This window comes from Streptomyces sp. NPDC087844, from assembly GCF_044742785.1.
Taxonomy (GTDB): Bacteria; Actinomycetota; Actinomycetes; order Streptomycetales; family Streptomycetaceae; genus Streptomyces.
On sequence record NZ_JBIUVD010000002.1, the window covers coordinates 333,599 to 357,465 of the forward strand.

At 66.7% G+C, this 23,867-nt stretch carries 14 protein-coding genes and 1 pseudogene; 10 read left to right on the forward strand and 5 right to left on the reverse strand.

The features are described 5' to 3' along the window. Positions 1 to 8: 8 nt before the first annotated feature. Both ACIOKD_RS05125 and ACIOKD_RS05130 read right to left on the reverse strand, forming a co-directional pair. Positions 9 to 2,111, reverse strand: a complete 2,103-nt coding sequence (locus ACIOKD_RS05125) for a glycosyltransferase family 4 protein (protein ID WP_402078340.1) — start codon at positions 2,109 to 2,111, stop codon at positions 9 to 11. Positions 2,112 to 2,127: 16 nt separating this feature from the next. After that, positions 2,128 to 3,024 carry an alpha/beta hydrolase gene (locus ACIOKD_RS05130; protein WP_402078342.1) on the reverse strand — a complete coding sequence of 299 codons (897 nt, stop codon included), beginning with the start codon at positions 3,022 to 3,024 and terminating at the stop codon, positions 2,128 to 2,130. A gap of 418 nt (positions 3,025 to 3,442) precedes the next feature. Between ACIOKD_RS05130 and ACIOKD_RS05135 the strand changes: the two genes are divergently transcribed. From ACIOKD_RS05135 to ACIOKD_RS05150, 4 genes are all read left to right on the forward strand, one after another. Beyond that, the gene (locus ACIOKD_RS05135) at positions 3,443 to 4,999 is read left to right on the forward strand and encodes an FG-GAP and VCBS repeat-containing protein (RefSeq protein ID WP_402078344.1); all 1,557 of its coding nucleotides are present in this window, start codon (positions 3,443 to 3,445) and stop codon (positions 4,997 to 4,999) included. A gap of 80 nt (positions 5,000 to 5,079) precedes the next feature. Continuing rightward, positions 5,080 to 8,682 carry a LamG-like jellyroll fold domain-containing protein gene (locus ACIOKD_RS05140; RefSeq protein WP_402078346.1) on the forward strand — a complete coding sequence of 1,201 codons (3,603 nt, stop codon included), beginning with the start codon at positions 5,080 to 5,082 and terminating at the stop codon, positions 8,680 to 8,682. Between the two features lie 119 nt (positions 8,683 to 8,801). Next, positions 8,802 to 15,713, forward strand: a complete 6,912-nt coding sequence (locus ACIOKD_RS05145; RefSeq protein WP_402078348.1) for a polymorphic toxin-type HINT domain-containing protein — start codon at positions 8,802 to 8,804, stop codon at positions 15,711 to 15,713. A gap of 9 nt (positions 15,714 to 15,722) precedes the next feature. Further along, positions 15,723 to 16,409: a hypothetical protein gene (locus tag ACIOKD_RS05150; RefSeq protein WP_402078351.1), complete on the forward strand. Its 687-nt coding sequence runs from the start codon at positions 15,723 to 15,725 to the stop codon at positions 16,407 to 16,409. Between the two features lie 90 nt (positions 16,410 to 16,499). Here ACIOKD_RS05150 and ACIOKD_RS05155 read toward each other — a convergent pair. After that, positions 16,500 to 17,160 (reverse strand): annotated as a pseudogene (locus ACIOKD_RS05155) (site-specific integrase); the annotation flags it as partial. 42 nt (positions 17,161 to 17,202) lie between these two features. After that, complete coding sequence (locus tag ACIOKD_RS05160) at positions 17,203 to 17,658, reverse strand: ATP-binding protein (RefSeq protein ID WP_402078354.1); 456 nt, start codon at positions 17,656 to 17,658, stop codon at positions 17,203 to 17,205. Between the two features lie 245 nt (positions 17,659 to 17,903). Here ACIOKD_RS05160 and ACIOKD_RS05165 point away from each other — a divergent pair, with 245 nt between their 5' ends. Further along, positions 17,904 to 18,755 (forward strand): helix-turn-helix domain-containing protein, encoded by an 852-nt coding sequence (locus tag ACIOKD_RS05165; protein ID WP_402078356.1) that lies wholly within the window; start codon positions 17,904 to 17,906, stop codon positions 18,753 to 18,755. A gap of 8 nt (positions 18,756 to 18,763) precedes the next feature. Next, positions 18,764 to 18,958 carry a hypothetical protein gene (locus tag ACIOKD_RS05170; RefSeq protein ID WP_402078358.1) on the forward strand — a complete coding sequence of 65 codons (195 nt, stop codon included), beginning with the start codon at positions 18,764 to 18,766 and terminating at the stop codon, positions 18,956 to 18,958. Positions 18,959 to 18,996: 38 nt separating this feature from the next. On the opposite strand, the gene ACIOKD_RS05175 is transcribed toward ACIOKD_RS05170, so the two are convergent. Beyond that, complete coding sequence (locus ACIOKD_RS05175) at positions 18,997 to 19,347, reverse strand: LAETG motif-containing sortase-dependent surface protein (protein ID WP_402078361.1); 351 nt, start codon at positions 19,345 to 19,347, stop codon at positions 18,997 to 18,999. A gap of 110 nt (positions 19,348 to 19,457) precedes the next feature. Here ACIOKD_RS05175 and ACIOKD_RS05180 point away from each other — a divergent pair, with 110 nt between their 5' ends. From ACIOKD_RS05180 to ACIOKD_RS05195, 4 genes are all read left to right on the forward strand, one after another. After that, a complete protein-coding gene (locus tag ACIOKD_RS05180; RefSeq protein WP_402078363.1) occupies positions 19,458 to 19,799 on the forward strand; it encodes a hypothetical protein in 342 nt (113 codons plus the stop codon). 210 nt (positions 19,800 to 20,009) lie between these two features. Then, complete coding sequence (locus ACIOKD_RS05185) at positions 20,010 to 21,281, forward strand: Ig-like domain-containing protein (RefSeq protein WP_402078365.1); 1,272 nt, start codon at positions 20,010 to 20,012, stop codon at positions 21,279 to 21,281. A 221-nt stretch (positions 21,282 to 21,502) separates the two neighbouring features. Beyond that, positions 21,503 to 22,987: an ABC transporter permease gene (locus tag ACIOKD_RS05190; protein ID WP_402078368.1), complete on the forward strand. Its 1,485-nt coding sequence runs from the start codon at positions 21,503 to 21,505 to the stop codon at positions 22,985 to 22,987. Between the two features lie 137 nt (positions 22,988 to 23,124). Beyond that, entirely contained in the window at positions 23,125 to 23,808 is a 684-nt protein-coding gene (locus ACIOKD_RS05195) for an ABC transporter ATP-binding protein (RefSeq protein WP_402078371.1), read from the forward strand. The last annotated feature ends 59 nt before the right edge of the window (positions 23,809 to 23,867 follow it).

The following is a 23,867-nucleotide window of genomic DNA, read 5'->3' on the forward strand; positions in this document are numbered from 1 at the left end:
AAGGTAGGTCACACGGCGTCGATCGCCAGGTCGTTGGTGACGGTGAAGAAGAAGCGGGCCTGAACCGGCAGGTCCGCCGCCGTTACCAGCGCCGTACGCGGATGCCTGTCCGTCCCTTTACGGTCCACGATGTCGCCGACGATCCGTCCCACACGTATCGGTTCGGCGGAGTGGGAGGGGCGGACGAAGAGGTCCCACAGGGACTTGTCCGCATCCGTCGGACGGGACAGCGACGTCAGCCGGGCCTGGAACGTCTCTCCTCCGTCGTCGGAGGTCGCCGGTGCCTCGAAGTCGTGCGCGGTCCCGCTGCGGGAAACCCCCGACAGTACGGCGCCCCGGCCCAGCACGGCCCCGTAGAGCATGCCCCGTAAGGACAGGGAGCCGTCGTCGGTGTGCAGAGCGGTGGCTTCCGCGTGGGCGGCGCGGCTGAAGGTCCGCAGGGCCAGGTAGCCGTCCTTGGTCGGGTAAGGGATCCACCAGGCGAACGCCCGGCCCGCTTCGCAGGTCCCCGCCCCGGGTCTCGCGCCCAGCAGTCCGCGCTGTTCGACGAGCCCAGCTCTGAGCCGTCGTGACGCGCCGTCCTCCGAGCGCTCGACGTGCAGGTCCCAACGCCCCTCACCGAGAGCGAGCCGCCGGTGAGTCAGCTCCGCGGTCCACGGTGACTTCGCGCCGCTCGGCCGCTCCAGCGGGACACGCACCTCGCCGTCACCGTGCCTTTGGCGCAGCACCAGTGCGAGGGCGTCGCCGGAGACTCCCGACGGGTTCACCGTCATACGTATGCCGCCGGCCGAGTCGGTGGTGCAGCCGCCCTTCGGGCGCAGCGGCCGCGGCCGGTCGTCCGGGACCGAGGCCACCGCCGGGACGGCGGCGACCGTCGGAGGCGTGGTGCTCGCTCCCCGCGCGACGGACCGCAGCGTGCCCACCATGCGGCGCACCTGGCGCGTGACCTTGGCCGCCGGGGAGGTCCGGGCCTCCCGTAGTTCACCGATCAGCACTTCGTACCGGTCCGCTATCTGTCGCGGGGAGTACTTCTGCGCGGTCGCCCTGGCGGACTTACCCATGGACCGTCGCCGATCCGCGTCCTCGATCAGTCGCAGCAGCCCGGCGGCGAGCGCTGCCGGATCCCCGGGCTTCACCAGCAGACCGTCCGAGCCGTGGGTGATGATCTCGCCGGGGCCGTGCGGACAGTCGGTCGCGACCACGGGAACACCGGCGTGCATGGCTTCCAGGATCGTCATGCCGAAGGACTCCCAGTCCGAACTCACGGCGGCGATGGAGGCCTTGGCCCACTCCGTCTCCATGGTCGTGTGCGGTCCCATGAGGAACACGTGGTCGTTCAGCCGGAGTTCGTCTATGGCGGCACGCAGGGCGGCGCTTTCCGGCCCTTGCCCGTAGATCCGCAGTCGCCAGTCGGGGTGTACGGCGACCACCTTGGAAAAGGCGTCGATGAGGAGGTCGTACCGCTTGACCGGCATCAGACGTCCTGCGGCGACCACCAGGGGGGCCTGTGTGTCGGAGCGTTCGGCCCTTGGCCTCGGCGCGGCGTTGGGTATGTCGGTGATGCGAGTCCTCAGGCCGGGTAACCGCGTGCGGTGATCCGCCGCGTCCTGCGCCGAAACGGTGACGAAGGCGTCCAGATGCGCCATCGCGTCGTTCTGCGCCACCCGGACTCCGGGGACGTGATTGTCGTACGACAGGTGCTCCTGCCCTATGCGCAGGTAGCGGGACGCACCGTGCTCGGCCAGGAAGACGACCAGCGCGGGACGGGTCGCGACTACGACATCGGCGTCCGTCTCGTCGAGAAAGCGGCGCAACCGTTCGTCCGTGAGTTCCGTGTAGCGGTGCGCGAGGACCTCGGTGGGCGGCACGACGCGGGAAGGACGGGCCGCGAAGGGATGTCCGCCGTCGAACGCCGACGAGTCCGGGCGCTCGTCCACGAGCGGGACGAGGCGGACCTTGCCGCTCACGCCGAGGAGAGGCGTCTCCCCGGTACGCAGGACCGAGACGATCTCGACCTGGTGCCGTGCGGCCAGCGCGCCGGCCAGGTTGAGCGTGGAGCGGACCGTGCCACCGATGGCGTAGGCGTTGTGCAGCAGAAAAGTGATCTTCAAGAGCGTGATGTCCTGCCTAGGAAGTGTGGTTGGCGATCCAGGCCAGGACTCTGTCCGGCAGACCGTGCACGTCCAGCAGACCGCCTCCGTGCGCACTGCTTCCGGGCACCGTCTCGACCGTGACCCCGGCCGGAGGCATGTCGTGGCCGATCTCCTCGGCTTCTTCCAGATCGAGCGAGTGCTGGACCGGGACGAAGTCCCCCTCGGAATGGATCAGGTACATGGGGGCGTCATTGGCACCGGAAGCACGATTCTTGGCAACCATGTCCTTCCAGGTGTCCCAGCAGCTCGCGTGCATGGACGTGTCGACGTCCGCCTCGTCCGGGAAGCAGCGCGCCAGGATCGTCGCGTTGTCGCGGACCTTGCGCTCCTTCGCCGTACTGGCATCGTGGTTCCCGTCGTTCCACGCGCGGTAGGGCGATGCGACGGGGGAGAGTGCCACCACACCGTCGAGCCGGTCGGCGCCGGAGCCGTAGGTGGCCAGCGTGGTCGCGATGTGGCCACCCGCGGACGAACCGAGGACCACGAGGTGCTCGGCGTCCAGGTTGAATTTGGCCGCGTTGGACTTTATCCAGTCAATGGCCGAAATTGCATCTGACCGCTGAGCGGGCCAGGCGGCGTCGAAATTCAGCCGGTAGTCGACTGAAAAAGTGGCGTAGCCGTTGTCTGCGAAGTACCGCGACCAGGTGGCCCAACCGGAATCCTCGTACCAGTACCCCCCGTGCAGGATGACAACACCTGGCTGCGCGGAATCTGCCGTATTCCAGTAAGCGTCGAGCTTCTGCCGGGCGTGCGAGCCGTAGGCGTGAGTGGATTCATTGCGTCCGGCGGCGGTACTGCTTTGTGTGTCCACCATTAGGAGGCTCGCGATCACGGCTGCACCGACGGTCAGGCAGACCCACAGGCGAATCACAGGTGTTCGCGTCCTCATTTTCTCGATGTCGGAGCTGTGGCCTCAAGTCGGACCGATATGCCCGATCCGTACCAGCGTGTGTCGACTGGGTGAGGTGCAGTTGTGACGGGTTGTCGAGCAGGCTGCAGCTAAAGGTGAAGTAAATATGAAGCTCTTGCTGAAGGTTCGTCAAGTAGGGGTGGGTGGCATGGCGTCACTTGTCCACTATTTATCTGGAAGATGATGATCTTCTCTTTTATAGCTGTTGGGGCAGTTTCTCCGGCGTAAAACGGACAAGGTCTTGACATGTGTGTGACGTCAACCATTACATTTGCCGCTGCTCCAGGGGCGGTTAGTCCAATCCTGTTGTTTCCATCTGCATCTATTGCGTTGAGAGAGCAAAACAACTGGAGGGCGGGGGTGACTCATGCGTAGGCGCATGAGCTCAGTCGGGCTGGCCGCAGTGGCAGCGATAATTTTTGCAGCGACCGGCGCAATTTCGTCTGGACAACCGGCGCAGGCAGCAGCCTGCGTCGGCGGGACCGCGACGGATTTCAACGGGGACGGCGTCACCGACACGGTTGTCGCGGACCCGAACGCCACCGTGAGCGGTGCGGTGCGGGCCGGCCTTGTCCGGGTGGTTCTCAGCGGCGGCAAGGGAGTCTTCGAGATCTCCCAGGCGACCAGTGGGATGAACGCCGTACCGGAGCGGGGCGACCAGTTCGGGGCTTCTCGCACCGCGTACGACGTCGACGGTGACGGCTGTACCGACCTGGTGGTCGGGGCGCCGTACGAGGACGTCACGAAGGACGGTGCCGACCTGCACGACGCCGGTGCCGTCTACGTGATCCACGGCACCGCCGCCGGGATCGGCGCGGGTTCCGCCGTAGAGAGTTACACCCAGGCCCAGTTCGATTCAGCCACGGTCACCGAGGAGTACGACCGGTTCGGGTTCGCCCTGCAGTCGGGTACGACATCGGGCGGAGCCGGCTACCTGGCCATCGGTGTGCCGGGGGAGAACGTCAGCAGTGATGGGACCGACTACGCGGACGCGGGCTGCATCCACTATCAGCAAGGTGCGACGAGAACCACGGTCAACCAGGACGACGCCGGAGTGCCCGGAACGGTTGAGGCTCACGACCGTTTCGGCTACTCGCTGACGGGAACCAACCGCTACTTCGCGGTGGGCGCTCCCGGCGAGACGATCGGCACGGAGGCGACCTTCGCCGGTGCGGTCACGGTCTTCAACCACACCCTGGCCAACAACGTGCCCACCGCTCTGGCCGGGCTCGACCAGGGCGCCACGGGCGAAGGGCTGGCCGGTGTGGCGGAACCCGATGACCAGTTCGGCACCGCGATGGACATGACGAACTTCCGGCCTGGCGATCAGACCTACAACTCGGATGCCCTGCTGGCGATCGGCGTGCCCGGCGAGGCGGTGGGCTCGGTGACAGGCGCAGGTGCCGCATCCGTCATCCGTATCCAGCCATCAGGCGCATACACCGAGCTGGCCGCGGTCGACTCCAGCACCGACGGCGTGGAGGGGTTTCCCACCGCAGGTGACTTCTTCGGCCAGCGTGTGACCGTCGCCAACACCGACACTACCGTGGTGAGCAGCAATGCCACGATCCGGCTGGCGGTAGGTATTCCCGGACGGGACGTCGGATCGGTCAAGGACGCCGGTGCCGTGCAGATTCTCCGTCCGCTGGACACCTCGATCGGCGCGAACGACAAGATCCTCAGCCGGACGGCCGGCACAGGTGCCCTGCCGGGCACGGCGACCTCACGCGACTACACCGGTATCAGCATGACCTCGGGCGGCGCCAACCTGTACCTGGGCGTGCCCTACAGCAAGGCTTCCGCCACCCCGCGGGGTGTGCTCTACGCCATCCCCTGGTCTGTCATCGACGGTTCAACGAACACCGGCACGACAACCTTCCAGCCCGGTGAGGGCGGGATTCCCGACGCAGGCACGGCCTTCGGCGTGGTCGGGTGACCCGCGACATGGCGAGAGAGAGAAACACCACGGTGAAGCGTCACGTGATCATCGCTCGAAGACACCGGCGGGTTGCCGTGGTGACCACTGTTCTGACCGCGCTGCTGGTCACCGGTCTTGCGGTCGTACCCGGTGCCAGTGGTGAGCCGCGCCGAGCGGCTGCGGCGGCCGGGGGAGAGCGGGGAGCGTTCGGAACTTCCGACGCGCAGGCCGAGGCGGCCTCGTCCGGCACGGAAGTGGAGGTGTTGGCGCTGCGAGACGAGCGGAGCACCACTGTCGCCAACCCAGACGGCACCTTCACGACCACCGAGTACGTCCAGCCTGTCCGTACCCGCAAGGACGGCGAGTGGGCGAAGATCGACACCACTTTGGTGAAGCAGGACAACGGGGGCTTCGCACCGAAGGCCGCGCTGACCGCCATGACCTTCTCCGGAGGCGGTAAGGGGGCGTTCGCCGAGATCGAGAAGGACGGGCGTGCACTCGGTTTGCACTGGCCGCACGCGCTGCCCACGCCGAAGATCGACGGATCCACCGCCACGTACCGCGACGTGCTTGACGGCGTCGACCTCCACATCACGGCGAGTGCGGAGGGCTTCTCGCACGTCCTGGTCGTCAAGAGCGCCGAAGCTGCCGCGCATCCGGAGCTGGCCGATCTTGAGTTACCGGTCGACACCAGGTCCGTCAAGCTGGCGACGACGGAGAACGGGGGCCTTGAGGCGCAGGACACCGGCAGCGGAGGCACTGTCTTCGAGGCACCGCAGCCCGTGATGTGGGACTCCAGCAAGGGTTCCAGGGAATCGGGCGCGGCGGCATCCACGGACTCCTCCACGCCGGGGCCCGACGCCGGGGCGAGTGGCGCGGTGGTCCCGCCAGACGGAACGCGGATAGCCGACGTTGCGGTGGAGATGACCGCCGACACGCTGACGCTGAAGCCTGACGCCGAGCTGCTCACCGGTGCGGACACCGTCTACCCGGTGTACATAGACCCCGTCGTGAGGACCGCGAACCGTACCGGCTGGACCATGGTGTCCTCCTACCACTCGTCCGCCGAGTTCTGGAAGTTCGACAAGGACGAAGGGGTGGGCGTCTGCCCGAGGAACATCTCCGCCCTCTGCGCTTCCGACACCGTCAACGACGTCAAGCGACAGTTCTTCGCGATCCCGACAGGGGCCTTCGAGGGCAAGGACATCGTGTCGGCCGAGTTCGCGGTGACGATGGTTCACACCTATTCGGACTCCGCCCGCGGCGTGCAGCTGAGCCGGGTCAACTCGACCGGTGCGAGCGCGATCAGCTCTTCCACGAACTGGGGCAATCAGCCCAGCTCGAAGGACGCCCTGACCACGGAGTCGCCCACCAACCCGGCCGGCTCCTGCTCATCCACGAATCAGAACGTCCGTTTCAACGTGCAGAGCACGGTCCAGAAAGCCGCCGACAGCAGTTGGGACACCACGACGTTCCGGCTCAAGGCGGTCGAAGAGGGCGACTACGCGTACTGGAAGCGCTTCTGTGGCAACGCGCATCTTTCTGTCACCTACAACAGGCCGCCGCTGCAACCTGCCACGGACGACCTGAAGATGACGCCCGGCGGGTCCTGCGAATACGGCAACGCCGCTGAGCACTATGTCTCCGAGGCACCGAGGCTGACCGCGTTCATCAAGGACTACGACCACGGCGACGCCGGAGGCAACACCGAGAGTCTCCGAGCCGAGTTCCACGTCTTCTGGACGGTCGGCGGCACATCCTACGACCGATACTCCACCACAGGGCCCAGGACCACCGTCGACGCGTCGAAGAGTGGCAACACCGGCGGGAACTCCTTCTCGTACACCGTGGGGAGCAACCTCGAAGCCGACCCGGACGACGCGAGTTACACGATCCCGCAGAACGTCACCATCGGTTGGGCGGTACGCGGCTTCGACGGCACCGGATGGGGCCCCTGGAGTACTGCCGGAGACGCGACGCGTTGCGAGTTCATCCACGACTCCACGGTCCCCAAGGCTCCGGTGATCACTTCCACCGAGTACCCGAACGACGATGCCTGGCACGCGGGCATCGGGGACTACGGCAGCTTCACGTTCGACTCACCGTCCGCGGACGTCACCCACTACAAGTACCGCTTCAAGGACGGTGACTGGACGACGGTGGACGCCGTATCCACAGGCGGGCCGGCCACCGTGCGCTGGATGCCGCCTGACGAAGGCCTGATGTACGTGGAGGCCAAAGCCGTCGACGGAGCGGGCAACGCGCAGAAGACCGCGAACTCGTTCGTGTTCCTCGTCAGCGACGGCAGGGCCCCGGCTGCGGGCTGGGCACTGGGCGACGCCAGGGGATCGGCTTCCGCGACGGGCATGAGCGGGGCGCCCAACGCCGTTCCGGGGTCAGGCGTGGCCTTCGGCGCGGAGGGGCCTCTCGGCGCCGCGGACGTCGCCGCTTCCCTCGACGGCTCCGAGAATTCCTATCTGGACGCCGGAAGTCCCGCCGTCGACACGAGCGGCACGTTCTCGGTGAGCGCATGGGTGAACCTGCCCGAACGGCCGGCCGACGACGTCACCGTCGTCAGTCAGGACGGCACCGCGAGCCCTGGCTTCGACCTCGGATACGACGTGGACACGGAGTCGTGGACCTTCCGCACCCCGATCAACGACATGGAGTCGATGGGCTCCTGGAAGGTGTCCGGAGCCACGGCCGTACCCGGCAGCTGGACCCATCTCATAGGCGTGTACGACGGCGAGCTCGGCACGCTCAGCCTGTTCGTCAACGGAGACCTGATCGAGAGTGACGTCCAGAAGCGCCGCACGACCTGGAACGCGACCGGCGGGCTCCAGATCGGCCGCAAGCTGTCGCTGGACGGCTACACCGGCAACTTCAAGGGACGCATCGCCGACGTCAAGGTCTTCGACCGGGTGGTGCCGGAGTCCGAGGGAGAGGAACTCGGCGGCATCTCCGCGAATCAGCTCGCCTACTGGCAGGTCGACAGCGCCACCACAGGACTCGCCCCGGAGGAGGGCGGAGGTAACGGTCTGTTGCTCGGCGGCGGCGCCGCGATCTATCTGCCGGACGACTCCTGCGACCCCGGGGCGGACCCGGACTGCGTGCCACCCGCCGAACCTCTGTGGGGTGACGGGCACCTGGTTCTGAACGGTACGGACGCGTACGCCGGCCGAGCGGCCGGTCTTCTGGCCAAGGAGGACAGCTTCACGCTCACAGCCCGTGCCCGCCTGGCCGCCGCCGGATCGACGAGGGACCAGACGGTCCTGGCGCTGGCAGGCGCCAACAGCAGTGCGATCAGCGTGCGTTACCTGGCTTCGGCAAGTCGGTGGCAGCTCACCATGACGGACAAGGACGCGGCGGGCGCGACCACCACCGAAGTCAACGCGAACGGGGTGCTGCCGAGCAGCGAAGGCGACGGAGACCATCTCGCGCTCGTCTACTCGGCGGTCTTCGGCGATGTCCTGCTCTATGTCAACGGCACCCTTGTTGCCCAGACCCCCTGGGACAACGCGTGGGACTTCACCACCGCATCGCTCCAGGTCGGCCGGACGCTGACCGGATCGACAGGAGCGGGCTACTTCGCAGGCGCGGTCGACGAACTCCGGATGTACCGCGGCGCGCTCGACGCGAGCATCGTGCCCACCGTCGCCGTACTTCCGGCCGGCGCGAGCATCGAGGAGACCGTGACGTGACGGCATGACCCGGGGGCGCCTCCCCCTGTCCTGGTCGCCCGGACCAGAGGGAGGCGCCCGTCCGTCCCCTTCGCGCGCTGCTCTTTCATCGCCTTCACTTCCTCTCCCACGGAGTTGTCATGCGCTCGCCCTTCCGCTCGCGACTGCGGGCACCCGTGCGAAGCACGGTGCTCGCGCTCGGTGTCGCACTGGCCATCGGCCTCCTGCCGCAGTACGTTCCCGAAGCCGCCGCCTCGGACGGTGACCGGACCAGGTCCGGAGCACAGACGAACTCGGACGACCCTGTCCGGGGCAAGGACATAAAGGCGCGCGCGTACGGCAAACCGGACCCCGCGGCGAAAGCAGCCGTGAAGTCCGCGGCCGAGACCGACTGGCCGAAGGCCGCTTCGGACGAGGTCGGTCTGCCCGCGGTGAAAGAGAGACCCGTCAAGGCCGCCGGTCTCCCGGTCGAGATCGCCGCCACCGGTACCACCAGCCCCGACTCGGTGCGTGTCGCGGTCCTCGACCGCAAAAAGGCACAAGCCGCGGGCGTCGACGGCGTGTTGCTCACGGTGGCGCGCGCGGACGGCGCCGCGAGCAGGGCGCCGGTCCGGATCGCCCTCGACTACACCGGATTCGCCGACGCCTACGGGGCCGGATACGGCTCCCGACTGCGCCTGGTCCGATTCCCGGCCTGCGTACTGACCACCCCGCTGAAGAAGGCCTGTTCCACGCCCGAACCGCTCGACAGCACCAACGACGCGGTGGAGCGGACCCTGACCGCCAGGGTCGCCGCAGCGGCCGACAGTCCCGGCCTCCCCACCCGGCTGGGCACGACGGCGGCAGACTCCCCGGTCACGGTCCTCGCCGCCACCGCCGCCGCCTCCGGTGACCACGGAGACTTCGGCGCCACCTCACTGCAGCCCTCCTCGCAGTGGAGCGTCTCGACCGCCTCCGGTGCCTTCAACTGGTCGTACCCGATCACGGCCCCACCCGTACCGGGCGGCCTCGCCCCCCAGGTGGCCCTCGGCTACACCTCGCAGTCCATCGACGGCCAGACCGCGACCACCAATAACCAGGGATCCTGGGTCGGGCAGGGCTTCTCCTACGAGCCCGGATTCATCGAACGCCGCTATAAGCCCTGCAGCGACGACGGCCACGACGACACCAACGGGGACCAGTGCTGGGGCGGCGCCAACGCCACCATCTCCCTGGCGAGCGGTTCCTCGGGAGAACTCGTCAAGGACGACACCACCGGCGAGTGGCGCATAGCCTCGGACGACTTCAGCAAGGTCGAGGAGCTCAAGGACGCGACGAACGGCGACAACAACGGTGAGCACTGGAAGGTCACGTCCGACGACGGAACCCAGTACTACTTCGGCCTCAACCAGCTTCCCGGTTTTGCCACGGGCAACGAGGAGACCGACTCCACCTGGACCGCCCCCGTCTACGGAGACGACTCGGGCGAACCCTGCTACGACGCGACCTTCGCCAATGCCTTCTGCACGCAGGCCTGGCGCTGGAACCTCGACTACGTGGTGGACCCGCAGGGCAACGCCATGTCGTACTTCTACAACAAGGAGACCAACCACTACACCCAGGGCCTGAAGACCGGCGAGAACGGAAAGTCTTACGTCCGTGGGGGATACCTCAAGCGCGCCGACTACGGTCAGCGCGCCGGCGAGGTGTACGGGACCAAGGCGTCGGCCCGTATCGTCTTCGGCACCGAGGAACGCTGCATCGGTGACCTGACGGACTGCTCCGTCGCCGCGCTCACCGACTCCACGGCGGCCGACTGGCCCGACGTGCCGTGGGACCGTAACTGCAAGGCCGACACGAAGTGCGTCGGGCAGAATTCCCCCACCTTCTGGACCCGCAAGCAGCTCGCGAAGATCACGACGCAGGTCCGCAGTGGCGACAGCTCGTACGAGGACGTGGACGCTTGGGCACTGGGCCACCTCTTCACCGACAACGGTGACGCCTCGAAGTCCCTGTGGCTCGACTCCATCGATCACACGGGGCTCGTCGGCACCGACGTGTCGGTCCCTTCGGTGAAGCTTCACGGCAAGCAGCTCGCCAACCGGGTCGATGTGGCCGGAGACAACATTCAGCCCTTCATCCGCTTCCGGATGTCCTCGGTCGAGAACGGGTCCGGCGGCGTTCTGTCCGTCAACTACGCCGACGCGGAATGCAAGGCATCGAGCCTGCCTGCTCCCGGAAAGTCCACGGCTGCCTGCTACCCGGTGAAATGGCATCCGCCGGGTGTGACCGATCCGATCTCCGACTGGTTCCACAAATATGTGGTCGCCTCCGTCGTGGAGACGGACCTGGTCGGTGGGAGTCCGGATCAGGTGACGTCGTACACCTATGTCGGGGACGCCGGCTGGCGCAAGGCCAAGCCCGACGGCCTGAGCAAGACCGAGTACCTGACCTGGAGCGACTGGCGGGGCTACCAGAAGGTCCGCGTCGAGACGTCCGACGGCTCCACCAGCGCCTCCAACACCAGGGCCGAGCACGTTTTCTTCCAGGGACTGGACGGGGACACGGATCCTGACGGCGGCACCAAGTCGTCGTCGGTGACCGACTCGACGGGTACCAGCCACCCGGACTCCGACTGGAAGTCCGGCCTGGAGCTGGAGACGCTCACCTACGACGGCACCAAGGTCGACTCCAAGACGGTGAACACCGTCTGGAGCAAGGTCACCGCCACTCGTGTCAAGGACTGGGGTACCCGCACCGCCCGGTTCATCCGCCCGGCGAGGACGGACGTCTACACCGCCCTCGCTTCGGGCGGCTGGCGCCAGGTGGCCACCAGCAACAGCTACGACGACACCACGGGGCGCATCACCCAGGTCGCCGACTACGGCGAGACCGGGGTGGCCGACAACCAGTGCATCCGCAGTGAGTACGCGGACAACGCGGCCAAGCACATGTACGCGTACGTCTCCCGTGTCGAGACGGTCGCCGTCGACTGCGGCACGACCCCCGACCGCTCCAAGAACGTCATCTCCGACGACCTGACCCTCTATGACGGCTCGACCGGCGTGGGTACCGAACCCACCTCGGGCAGTCCGACCGTTCTCAAGCGGCTCTCCTCACACAGCGGCACAGCGGCGACCTATCAGACGGTCTCGACCACGACGTACGACAAGTACGGCCGTCCGCTGACTTTGAAGGACGCCAAGGACACACCCAAGACCATCACCTACACCGACACCTACGGGCTCGCCACCTCCAAGAAGGAGACCAACAACCTGGGCTGGGTCGCCACGACCGAGTACGCCCCTCAGTGGGGCCGGGCATCCGCCCAGGTGGACGTGAACAACAAGCGCACGGACCTCGCCTACGACGGCATGGGCCGGCTGACGTCCGTCTGGTTCCCCGACCGGGCCAAGGCGTCCTACTCTCCGTCGATCAAGTACGCGTACGGGATCCGCACCACCGACCCGAGCTATGTGCGTACGGAAAGAGTGGAGAACGGCGGCACGTACGGCAGCGAGTACACGCTGTACGACGGTCTGCTGCGACCACGTCAGATCCAGGCCAAGGGCCAGAACAGCGGCCGTCTGATCGCCGACACGTACTACGACGGTTCCGGCCGCATCGTGAAGTCGAACGGCACCTACTACGCGAAAGAGGCCCCGACTCCGACCCTTTTCGCACCGCTGGGCGAGGACATCGATGCCCAGACGGTCACGGAGTTCGACGGCGTGGGCCGCACCACGGCGTCGGTCTTCAAGGTCGCCCAGGTGGAGAAGTACCGCACCACCTACGCCTACGGCGGCGACCGGGTGCACGTGGACCCGCCGACCGGTGAGACCGCGACGACGACCATCACGGACGCACGTCAGCGCACGGTCGAACTGCGCCAGTACAAGGGTGCCGCCCCCGTGCCGTCCGGCACATCGGCGGACTACACCGCTACGAGCTACCGCTACACCCCGGCCGGTGAGCTGGCCGAGGTGAAGGACAGCGGAGGCAACGCATGGACGTACGAGTACGACCAGCGCCACCGCAAGGTCAGAACGGTCGACCCTGACACCGGGGAGGCGACGTCCGCCTACGACGACCTGGACCGCCTGACCTCCGTCACGGACTCGCGCAAGAACACCACCACGACGGTGTACGACAGCCTGAGCCGGCCCGTCTCCACCTGGCAGGGTGCCGCCGACACCGGCACCAAACTGTCGGTGACCAGGTACGACACCGCAGCCAAGGGCGTGCTGTACGGCGTCTACTCCTACAAGGACGGCGCGGTCCACTCCTCGGTGACCTACCCGGTCCTGGAGGAGAACAACGACTACAAGCCCAGCCAGACGAGCTACTTCCTCTCCAAGACGGCCGAGCCGGAGCTGGGCGGCACCTACCAGTTCAACACCCAGTACTACGACGACGGCACCGTCTCGGGCCAGAACTTCCCGGCCGCGGGGGGACTCGCAGCCGAGTCCGTGTCCTACATGTACGACTCCCTGCAGCGTCCCACGGCCCTGAACACCTCCCTCGGCGGCGGTACCTACGTGCCGTCCGTCTCGTACTCCCCCACGAACCAGCTCGAAGGGATGTCGCTGACGACCGGCGGCTCCTCCGACAAGAAGACCTCGCTGCACTACCAGTACGAGCAGGGGACCCAGCGTCTCACCAACGCACGTGTCGTCGTCGAGGGGGCGTCGTCGTTGGCCTACGACGCCGACTACACGTACGACGCGGCGGGCAACGTCCTGTCCATCGTCGACGACCCGACCGGCGGTACCCGCGACGCGCAGTGCTTCGCCTACGACAACCTGCGCCGGACGACCGAGAACTGGACGTCCAAGGTGACGCCCGACGGCAAGGTCGGCACGGGCAGCGCGGACACCGCCTGCGCTTCCGCCCCGTCGTCGGCCACGGTCGGCGGAACGGCTCCTTACTGGCACAGCTACGGCTACGACGCGCTCAACAACCGCACATCCGAGACAGCGCACGGCATCAGTGACACGGCGACATCGACGAAGACGTACAAGTACGGCGAGAACGGTGAGGGTCCGCACCAGCTGACCAAGGTCGTCGCGGAAACGACGGCGACGTCCACGACGCCCGCCGTCACCTCGCAGAACACGTACTCCTACGACGCCGCGGGGAACACCGAGACCCGTGTGCTGGGCGGCGACACCCAGTCGCTCGCCTGGGACAAGCAGAACGACCTGACCAAGGTGACAAACGCGGACGGCACCGAATCGTCGTACGTGTACGACGCCTCGGGCAGCCGGGTGCTGCGGAAGTCGGCGTCGGAGACGACGTTCTACCTGCCCGGTATGGAACTGCGCCTCGACAAGTCGGCGGGCGGGGTGAAGGCCACCCGCTACTACTCCATCGGCGGCCAGACCGTCGCGGTCCGCGACACGGACGGCGTCACCTTCCTGGCCGGCGATCACCACGGCACCGCGCAACTCGCCGTCGACGCCGTCACCGGCGAGACGCAACGCCGCCGCCTCGACCCGTTCGGCAACGGCCGGGACACCGACTCGTCGGACCTGTCGAAATGGGTGGACGACAAGGGCTTCGTCGGCGGCACCAACGACGAGACCTCCGGCCTGGTGAGACTCGGGGCGCGTGAGTACGACGCCTCGATCGGCAGGTTCGTCTCGGCCGACCCGGTGCTGAACGTGGACAACCCGCAGCAGATCAACGGCTACGCGTACGGCAACAACAACCCGGTCACGATCGCCGACCCCACCGGTATGTGCGCCGAGATCGACTGCCCGACCCGGCCGTGTGCCCAGTGTGAGAACACCACCCCCGGGGTGGTACCGGGCCCGCCGCGCGTGTCCGCCAACGCTGCGGCCGCCGGGATCACACTTGCGCAGGCCATCGGCCACTCCTCCGCCGCGGCGGTCAAGCAGCGCGAGGCGGACGCGGCCAAGCAGCGGGCGATCGCGGTCGCCAAGGAACTGGGCAAGATCATTGCGGACGAACTCGGACTCACCGACGCCCTGGACTGCTTCACCACGGGAAGTCTGGGGGCCTGCGGGGCCACAGTCGTCAACGTCGTCTCGTCGGTCATCAGCGGCGGTCCGATCGGCAGGCTGGTCGCCAAGTACTGGTATCGCGTCGACAAGGCTTGGGCGCTGGGCAAGCGCATAGTCGCTCTCGGGAAACAGCTCTGGGGAGCGTTCAAGGACTGGAAGAGAACCAGCAGAGCCGCGTCGTCGGCGGCGGAATCCTGCTCGGTGAACAGCTTCACACCCGGTACCAGGGTGCTGATGGCCGACGGCACGACGAAGGCGATCAGGGACGTCGATATCGGCGACAAGGTCCGGGCCACCGATCCGGAAACGGGCGAGACGAGCACCGAGACGGTCACCGCCGAGATCAAGGGCAAGGGCGTCAAGCACCTCGTCAAGGTCACGATCGACACGGACGGCAAGAAGGGCGACAAGATCGCCTCGGTCACGGCGACCGACGGCCATCCGTTCTGGGTCCCGGAACTCGGCGAGTGGATCGACGCCACTGCGCTGAAAGCGGGGGAGTGGCTGAGCACCGGCTCGGGCGCCCGGGTCCAGATCGGCGCGGTCAAGCGCTGGACGGCGCCGACGGCCACGGTTCACAACCTCACTGTCAGTGATCTGCACACGTACTATGTGCTGGCGGGGGCTACGCCGGTCCTGGTTCACAACTGCGGCGGCGGGGCTGCCGACCTAGGTCATCTGACCGATAGAGCCGACGACTTGCATTCTCTGATTCCGTCAGGCGGCCAGCGGTACAGGACTACCGGGGTGTTGCACGCCGACGGCGTTGGTGGAGGCATTGATCTGTCTGCTGTTGGGGCGAGGAGTAACCTCACTCTGATTCAAAGGGCTGATTCTCTTGACGCTGGAGAACTGGCTATATCGATGAGTAATGGTGCGCATGCTGAAGTGAAGCTAGTAACTGCAGCTCAGCACCTAGGTCTTAGTCCTGGTGGGATTGCAGCCAGTAGGCCTTTCTGTTCTGCTTGTTCTCAGTTCCTGACAAACCAGGGTGCGACACTTGTGAGCCCTAGGACCGCTCTTTGGCTTCCGCCCGGCGTAAGGTAACTCTCGATCGTGGCGGCATCGGAAGGGGTGCAAATGCTCACAAAGGAAGAGATTGGCCGGATCGAGGCAGCGTGTGGCGAGCTGGCCCTCGAGAGAGTCTTCGTGCTCTCTCTGGCCGCAGCCCACCGGACTCTTCCCGTCTATCAGGTGTACAGCGAGGCCCACGCTGACCTGGAAGGATACGGATTGGTTCATGATGGCCTGGTGGGGGCGTGGCGAGTTCTGCGCGCCAGGCCGGGCGCCTCTGCCATCGAACTTGCTCCCAGACTCGAGGCTGCGATCAGGAGTGCAGAGTCAGACCTTGAGTCGATCAACACGGTTGATGAATTTGGCCTCGCCCAAGCTTTGGCTGTGGAGTCAATTTCTACCGCGACTCTGGCATTGCGTGCCTACCTCGAAGAATCGCGAAGTGGCGCATTCAATGCCATTGTTGGCGCTCTTGAGGTTGATTCTGTTTGGGCGGAAGGCGAGGCCGAACGTCCAGGCGCCGAAGGTGATGTTTCGTGGGACAGATTGATGACTCACTACGGGCAGCAAGTGCGGGATATCGCTCTCCTGTCTGGTGCTGATGAGTCTGACGAGCAGCTCCTGTTCCGTGATATTGCAATGCGCGCCGAACGGGAAGGTATGCCTTTCCTTGTCCAAATGAGGGAATTGGTGTCAACCACGACCCCTAAATCTCATAGGGGGTCGTGAAAGACCGCGCATTTCAAACAGCCAAAGTGCCTCGCCGGATTAATTCCGGCGGGGCACTTTGGCTGTTTGAAGGCAACGGTGACGGCAACGTCAGCGGACGACGGCTGTGACGGATGGGTTGTCGGGGGCGTCGTCGGTTGATCCGAGGACGCCCCCGAGGGTGTCGATGGCTTGGCGTTGGAGGCGGAGTCGGACGTGGGCGTAGACGCCGGCGGTGACGCCGATGTGGGCATGCCTGAGGAGTTCCTTGATGACGACGAGGTCGACGCCTTGTTCCAGGAGCAGAGTGGCCATCGAGTGTCGGAGGTCGTGGAAACGGATGGTCCGGAGCTGCGTGCCCTGGAGGAGTCGGCGGAATCGGCGGGTGAGGTCGAGCGGTCTACCGGTGGGGGTGATGAAGACGAGCCCGTTGTACGTCCAGCTCGTTCCGGCCGCCTGGCGCTCTTCCTGCTGTCGTTCCTGGTGGATCTTGAGGGAGTTGATGCATTCGGTGGGGGGACGATGCGGCGTTCGGAGGCGCGGGTCTTGGTGTGCAGGATGGTCAGGCCGCCGGTGCGGGTGCGCTGGAGAGAGCGGTGGATGGCGGCGGTTCCGGTGGTAAGTCGAGGTCGTCCCAGTGCAGGCCAAGGAGTTCGCCCTTGCGGAGGCCGGTGCGCAGGGTGAGTTCGTGCAGGGCGTGGAGCCGGTCGGTGCTGGCGGCGTGGAGGAACTGCCGGGCCTCGTTCGTGGTGAAGGGCTTGAAGCGCCGGGGGCACGCGCGGCTTGGCTCGGACACGCCGATCGCTGCCGGGCCTCACTCGCGTACGGCGGCCAGTTCGAACCACACCACTTTCCAGCCGGCCGTCCGGGAGCGGGCCGGGAGGTGGTAGCGGCCCCAGGTGTCGGCAAGAGCCTCGACGAGGAACAGGCCTCGGCCGAAGTCCTGGTCAGGGGTGCAGGGCAGGGGGCCTGGGAGTTCGGGGTGGTTGTCCATGACCCCGATGCGGACGACTCCGTCGCGGGTACGGAGTCTGACGGTCACCGGACCGTCCGAGTGCTTCACCGCGTTCGAGACCAACTCGGAGGTCAACAGCTCGGCGGTATCCGCGAGTTCGGATGCGTAGCCGTAGCCGACGAGGACTGTGCGGATGGTCTGGCGGGCGATGCGGGCCGCTCGGGGGTCGTTGGTGAGGTGCAGATGGCACTCCCAGGCGACGGGAGGGGGCGCGGGCAGGGGCGGCACAGGGCAGAGGGAGGTTGGTTTGGGCATGGGGGACTCCAGTACGTGTGGTGAGTTCCGAGGCCGCACGGCCCGTGGCCTGTCTCTCTGGCGCGAGCCGCTCCTCCCGGGGCGGGAGCATCGCCGGCAGGCTCGTGCCATGCACTTCCGCTATGCCGTGCGTGAGTGGTGCACTACAGAAAGTAGAGAAAATGGAGTCACTGTGTGCATCTTACTGGAGATAATTACCCCCTTCGTGTGTGGACCTCGACCTCTGGCACAGGCAGACTGTCGCCATGTCAACCAGAATCACCCCGACGCAACGGCAGAAGCGACTCGGTTCCGAGCTGCGCAAGATGCGGCTGGCGGCGGATGCCACCACGGAGTACGCCGCGAGTCTCCTCGGCATCGACAGAACGCGGCTCTCCAACATGGAGTCGGGCATCCGCCCCTTCTCGCCGGAACGCGTCCGCATCCTGGCATGCAACTACGCGTGCACGGACGAAAGCTACGTCGAGGCTCTGGTGGCCATGGCCGTCGACAAGGAACGCGGGTGGTGGGAGCGCCACCGCGGCACGCTGCCCTCCGGCCTGCTGGACATCGCCGAGCTGGAGTGGCACGCCACCCGTGTCCGGACCGCTCAGGTCATGCACGCGCCCGGACTGCTCCAGAGCGAGGGGTACGCGCGCGCTGTTTTCGCAGCCGTACTGCCGCCACTGACCCGCCTCGAAATCGAACTCCGCGTCGCGCATCGCATGGAGCGTCAGCAGGTCTTCGAGCGGCCGGACCCGCTCCCGTACGTCGCCCACGTCCACGAAGCCGCTCTGCGTATGCCGTACGGCGGCACGGGGGCCACCCGGCAACAGCTCAGGCATCTGGGCGCCCAGTCCGAGCGGGACAACATCGAGGTCCGCGTGATCCCCACATCCGTGGGCGGGTTCCCGGGCGCAGGGCATGCGTTGCTCTATGCGGACGGGGCAGTGCCCTGTCTCGACACCGTGCAACTGGACTCGGCACACGGACCGGAATTCACCCACGCCGAGGCTCAGCTCACGAAGTACCGTGCCCATCTGGACTGGATGGACGGCGCGGCAATGACCTCGACAGCGTCACGCGACCACATCCGCAAGATTGCTCGCGAACTGTAGGAGACGTCGTGACCGACCACATCACCTGGGAAGACCCCTTCTGCGGCGAGGGCAACAACTGCTTCCGCCTTGGCACCGACCCCGACGGCAACGCCTACATAGCCGTGGCCGGTGCCGAGGACACCCCTCTGACCGACACCCGCGAGGCCCTTCGCACCCTCATCCTCGACATCAAAGCCGGCAAGGCGGACCACCTCCTCTGACCGGGAGCGACCCGGCTCCGTTCGGCGGGCGGGGGCGGTCAGAACTCGGTCATGCGTTCCCTGCGTACCGAATAGACGACGAACCCCGCCCCCAGGGCCAGGAACAGCGTGCCGCCCGCCACGTACGGGGTCGTGTCGAAGCTCCCCGTGTCGGCCAGACGGGTCTGGGTCGTGTCGGTCGTATCAGTCGTGTCTGTAGTGTCGGTGGCGGCCTCCGCGGACGTGTCCGTGGACGTGTGCGCCGCGGTGCGGACCACCGTCGTGGTCGTTGTCCGTGTTCTGTGCTCCGCCGGCTTGTCGTCCGTCGCCTTGGCGGACGGGACGAACCACAGGGCACCCAGGAGGGTCCCCGCGGCGGTGGCGGTCAGCAACGATCGACGTGCGGACACGGAATATCGATCCCCTTGTGACGCTGGCGAATTGGCCGTGTGGGGCGATGTTAGTGAAAGGTGCGGGTCACGGGAAAGTCACGGTGGCCAAGAGTCGTACGCTCCCATGCATGAGCACACCTGAGACATCACGTTTTGTGCGGTTGCACGTCGAATTGGTCGTCGAGGTCGACGACGAGAACGCACTGACCAAGGCGGCGCTGAGCCGCATGGCCGAGGATTCCGAGATCCCGGCCGACGAGCGGGCCCACGCCGAGAGCACCGTGACGCACAACACGGCCGAGGCCCTCGCGTACCTCGTCGACCCGTTCGACCTGGTCGCGGACGTACCCGGGGTCGAACTCGCCCAGGCCTCGTGGAGCAGCGAGCACATCGACTACGACCCCGATTCGCCGGATTGGGACCTGGACGAGGATGATGACGCCTCGGACGAGGAAGAAGCGACCGGCTGACGCCGCTTGGGAGAATTCATGACCCCGGGCGGCAACCGCCACCCGGGGTTCTGTCGTCTCAAGGGACGCAGTGACCGACCCCGCACCAGGCGTATCCCTGTGGAACGACGTGGCATGCCCCACACCCTCGACGGATGTGGAACGGGACGAACCGGTCGTAGCGTTGATTGGTGTTACGGGGACTCTCTTGGTTCAGGGGATTCGGCAACGATGGAGAAGCGTGTGATGACGGTCAGTAAGCGGCGCAAGGGCTTGACGGTCGCGTCCGCACTGCTCGGCGGGGTGCTGATGCTCTCCGCGTGCAGCGGAGGGGGCGGCGACAACCCCAAGGGCGAAAGCGAAGGTGACGGCTCCTCGCAGTCCAAGGTCGACGAGGCCGCGGCCAAGGAGACCTCCGAGGCCCAGATCAAGATCACGCCCAAGGACGGCTCCGACAACGCCTCCATCAACAGCGCCGCCGCGGTCACTGTGACCAAGGGCACACTGAGTGCAGTGACCATGAAGACTGCGGCCGGTGCCGCCGTCGAGGGCGAGATATCCGCGGACAAGAAGAGCTGGAAGCCCAGCGGCCAGCTGGAGCGCGCCACCGCCTACAAGATCGCCGCGACGGCCAAGGACTCGGACGGCCGCGCCGCCCACGAGAACGCGTCGTTCACGACGGTCTCCCCGGCCAACAGCTTCATCGGCAACTTCACGCCCGAGGACGGTTCCACCGTCGGCGTCGGCATGCCGGTCTCGATCAACTTCGACAAGGCGATCACGAACAAGGCGGACGTCCAGAAGGCGATCACCGTCTCCTCCACCAGCGGCCAGGAGGTCGTCGGGCACTGGTTCAGCGCCAACCGCCTGGACTTCCGCCCCGAGGAGTACTGGAAGGGCAACTCGACCGTCACCCTGAAGCTGAAGCTCGACGGCGTCCAGGGCGCCGACGGCGTCTACGGCGTGCAGCAGAAGACGGTCACCTTCAAGATCGGCCGCAACCAGGTCTCCATCGTCGACGCCAAGACGAAGACGATGAAGGTCACGCAGGACGGCAAGACCATCAGGACCATCCCGATCTCCGCGGGCGCTCCGGAGAACAAGACGTACGAGGGCCGGATGGTGATCTCCGAGAAGTTCAAGGAGACCCGGATGGACGGCTCGACGGTCGGCTTCACCAAGGAAGACGGCAAGGGCGAGTACGACATCAAGGACGTACCGCACGCGATGCGCCTGTCGACCTCCGGCACGTTCATCCACGGCAACTACTGGGGCGCCAAGTCCATCTTCGGCAGCGTGAACACCAGCCACGGCTGCGTGGGCCTGTCGGACACCAAGGGTGCCAACGACACGAACTCCCCGGGCGGCTGGTTCTACAGCCACTCGATCGTCGGCGACGTCGTGGACGTGCGGAACACCGGTGACAAGACCGTCGCCCCGGACAACGGCCTCAACGGCTGGAACCTGGACTGGGCGGCGTGGAAGGCCGGTTCGGCCGCCTGACCCTCCGACCCGAACACTCCTCGCGCCGAGGGCGGTTGCTCACCACGAGCAGCCGCCCTCGGCGTTCTCACAGCCTTTGGGGGCCGCCCTTGGCGTTTTCACAGCCTTTTGGGGGCCCGCACAGCCCGCTGGAGGGCCTTTCCGAGGTTCTGCACAGCCTTCTCATCCTTCTCTTATGCGGGGCTTATCCGTCCATCACACGGTGTCCCTAGCTTGCGGCCATGTTCTTCACCTATCTGAGGCGCGAACTGCGCCGCCGCAGAAAGGCGGCGCTCGTCGTCGCCTCCGGACTCGCCCTGGGCATCGCCCTGGTCATCGTGGTCAGCTCCGTGTCGTCCGGCATGGAGAAGGCGCAGGGCAAGGTCCTCCAGTCGCTGTACGGGCTGGGCACGGACATGACGGTCACCAAGGCGGCCCAGGCACAGTCGAGCACGGGCGAGCGCCCGCGCTTCCAGTTCGACGCCCGGGACGGTGACTCCGACGAGGAGCAGAGCAGCGACCGCGTCATGGTGCAGGGCTTCCAGACCCTGGCCTCCACCACGGTCTCCAAGGTCGACGCGCAGAAGGGGGTCTCCGACGCCGTCGGCGGGCTCAGCCTCCAGGTCATCAAGGTCAGCGGCCAGTTCCAGCGGGGCGAGTTCCAGCAGGACCAGCAGCAGGGCGGCGGCGGTGGCGACCAGCAGGGTGGCGGCCCCGGCGCCCAGCAGTCCCCGCAGGGCCGTGTCGAGGGCGGTGGCGCCGACTTCGACGTCAACAACTACTCGGTCTACGGCACGGACGTCACCAAGCCCGATCTGGGCCCGCTGACCTCCTCGAAGATCACCAGCGGCCGTACGTTCAAGACCTCGGAGACCGACGCGAAGGTCGTCGTCGCCGACAAGTCCTACGCCAAGGAGAAGAAGCTCGCCCTCGGTGACACGGTCACCGTCAAGAGCGTCAAGTACAAGGTCATCGGCATCGCGACGCCCGACAGCGGTGACGCGGCGGCCAACCTCTACATCCCGCTCAAGCAGGCGCAGACGCTCAGCGACTCCAAGAACAAGGTCACCACGATCTACGTCAAGGCGTCCGACTCGCAGCAGATCGACAGCGTCAAGTCGACCATCCAGAAGAACATCGACGGTACGACGGTGACGACCTCGGCCGACCTCGCGGACACGGTGTCCGGGTCCCTGTCCACCGCGTCCGACCTCGCCTCGAACGTGGGCAAGTGGCTGTCGATCGCCGTGCTCGTGGCCGCGTTCCTGGTCGCGGGACTGCTCACCTCCTCCGCCGTGTCCCGTCGCGTACGGGAGTTCGGCACGCTGAAGGCGCTCGGCTGGAAGTCCGGCCGCGTCACCCGGCAGGTCGTCGGGGAGGCCGTCGTCAACGGCCTGGTCGGTGGCGTCCTCGGGATCGCCCTCGGCCTCGGCGGCGCGTACGCCGTCACCGCGATCAGCCCGACCCTCCAGGCCGAACTCGCCTCCACGGGCGGGGGCATGGGCGGCCCCGGCGCCGGTGGCGGCCCCGGTGGCGGCGGTATGGGCGGCCCGGCCCGCCAGGCGGCGTCCAAGGCCCTCGACGTGACCCTCACGGCACCGGTCGCCCTCAACACGATCGCGATCGCGGTGGGCCTCGCGGTGGCCGGCGGCCTGATCGCCGGCGCCTTCGGCGGCTGGCGGGCCTCCCGCCTCCGCCCGGCGGACGCGTTGCGCCGGGTCGAATAACCCGGACACCCACAAGGCAGCCCGCGCCCCAAGCCCCTCCAAGGGCGCCCTCCCGGGGCGCCCCTCCAGGGGCGCGGGGAACCGCGCGACCAGCCACGGACGGCCCGCACCTTCAAGAACCGGCCCAGGAGTCACACGTGTACGAGCTAAAAGGCATCACCAAGCAGTACAAGCGGGGCAAGGAGACCGTCCACGCCCTCGCCGGCGTCGACCTGACCATCCCGGACGGCGACCGCCTGGTCATCCAGGGCCCCACCGGCGGCGGCAAATCCACCCTCCTCCAGATGCTCGGCGGCCTCGACCGCCCCACCTCCGGAAGCATCGAACTCGACGGAACAGATCTCGCCAAACTGTCCGAGACCAAACTGACCAACGTACGCAGCGAGAACATCGGATTCGTTTTCCAGAGCTTCAATCTCATTCCCACCCTCACCGCCCAGGAGAACGTGGAGACCGCCCTCGTACCGCTGAAGGTGAAGGTGAGGGAACGCCGGGAAAGGGCCGCCGCCGCGCTGGAGTCCGTCGGGCTCGCCGAGCGGGCCGGGCATCTGCCCGCCGAGTTGTCCGGCGGTCAGCAGCAGCGCGTCGCCATCGCCCGTGCCCTGGTCAAGCAGCCGAAGGTGCTGCTCGCCGACGAACCGACCGGCAACCTCGACGAGTCGATGCGCGACGAGATCATGGACGTACTCGAAACCATGTGGAAGGAGCACGGGCTCACTTTCATCATGGTTACGCACGATTCCGCGCTCGCGAAAAAGGCCCCGAGGGTCGCCACGATCCGGAAGGGGAAGATCACCGTCAGGGAAAACGCCAACTCTTGACCGCAGCCACACTATTGAGCACCAGTTCACCCCCCCGGCATACTGAGTATTCCGGGGGG

Excerpts from the sequence above, each read along its gene's own strand:
- ACIOKD_RS05185 (WP_402078365.1), top strand. The coding sequence starts at position 20,010 with ATGGAGAAGCGTGTGATGACGGTCAGTAAGCGGCGCAAGGGCTTGACG.
- ACIOKD_RS05165 (WP_402078356.1), top strand. The coding sequence starts at position 17,904 with ATGTCAACCAGAATCACCCCGACGCAACGGCAGAAGCGACTCGGTTCC.
- ACIOKD_RS05180 (WP_402078363.1), top strand. The coding sequence starts at position 19,458 with ATGAGCACACCTGAGACATCACGTTTTGTGCGGTTGCACGTCGAATTG.
- ACIOKD_RS05145 (WP_402078348.1), top strand. The coding sequence starts at position 8,802 with ATGCGCTCGCCCTTCCGCTCGCGACTGCGGGCACCCGTGCGAAGCACG.
- ACIOKD_RS05160 (WP_402078354.1), bottom strand. The coding sequence starts at position 17,658 with ATGCCCAAACCAACCTCCCTCTGCCCTGTGCCGCCCCTGCCCGCGCCC.
- ACIOKD_RS05190 (WP_402078368.1), top strand. The coding sequence starts at position 21,503 with ATGTTCTTCACCTATCTGAGGCGCGAACTGCGCCGCCGCAGAAAGGCG.
- ACIOKD_RS05135 (WP_402078344.1), top strand. The coding sequence starts at position 3,443 with ATGAGCTCAGTCGGGCTGGCCGCAGTGGCAGCGATAATTTTTGCAGCG.